1 protein-coding gene is annotated in these 1000 nt (G+C 79.2%); it reads left to right on the forward strand.

Annotation, left to right across the window (positions count from 1 at the left end; genetic code table 11):
* A partial coding sequence (locus tag HLB09_RS17610) for a DUF4350 domain-containing protein (protein ID WP_171204561.1) occupies positions 1-1000 on the forward strand: 1000 nt, incomplete at both ends.

Below are 1000 nucleotides of genomic sequence, written 5' to 3' on the forward strand. Positions count from 1 at the left end.
CACCGCCACCCCGGTCGCCGCCGCCGCACCGCCCGAGAACGCCGAGGACCGGCCCCGCGCCCGTCGCCGACCGCGCCGGGGTCCGGTCGCGCTGGCCCTCCTGGCCGTGCTCGTCCTCGTGGCTCTCGTCGTCGGCTCCCGCGGCACGGGCCGCGGGGCGCTCGACCCCGCGAGCCCCGAGCCGGACGGCGCCCGCGCCGTCGCGCAGGTGCTCGGCGACCTCGGCGTCGACGTGATCCGCACGACGAGCACCGCCGCCACGCTGGACGCCGTGCGCGCTGCCGGACCGGGTGGCGCCGCCGTGCTCGTGGTGCCCACGGCCCCCCTCGGCACCGCCCAGCTCGAGGACCTCGCGGCCTCGGGCGCCGACCTCCTCCTCGTGCAGCCGACGGCCGAGGACCTCGAGGTGCTGGCCCCGTCGCTGCGGCTCGGCGAGGACGTCGAGGCGGCGAGCGCCGTGCCGCCGCAGTGCGACCTGCCGGCCGCCACAGCCGCCGGGCCGGCGACCGGCGGCGGGACGCTCGTCGAGCCTCGCGACGACGAGGACCCCAACGTCACGCTCTGCTACGGCCTGCCCTTCGGCGGAGCGCCCTACGCCGTCGTCGACGCTGGTGGCGACAGCGCCGGTGAGGCCGCCGGCGGACGCGTCGTCGTGCTCGGCCAACCGGATGTGCTGCGCAACGAGACCGTCGCCGACGAGGGCAACGCCGCTCTGGCCCTGGCCACACTCGGCGCCCGTGACACCCTCGTCTGGTACCTGCCCGACCCGCTCGACCCGGCGCTGTCCGACGAGCCTCTCCCCTTGTCGGCCCTCGTGCCGCCCGGCCTGGTGCGCGCCGCCCAGGTGCTCGGGGTCGCCGCGCTGCTGCTCCTGCTCTGGCGCGGGCGCCGGCTGGGCCGGCTCGTGCCGGAGCGCCTGCCCGTGGTCGTGCGCGCCGCCGAGGCGGTCGAGGGCCGCGGACGGCTGTACCGCGCCTCGGGCGACCGCGCCCACGCCGCT

The organism is Pseudokineococcus marinus (genome assembly GCF_013004605.1).
Taxonomy (GTDB): domain Bacteria; phylum Actinomycetota; class Actinomycetes; order Actinomycetales; family Quadrisphaeraceae; genus Pseudokineococcus; species Pseudokineococcus marinus.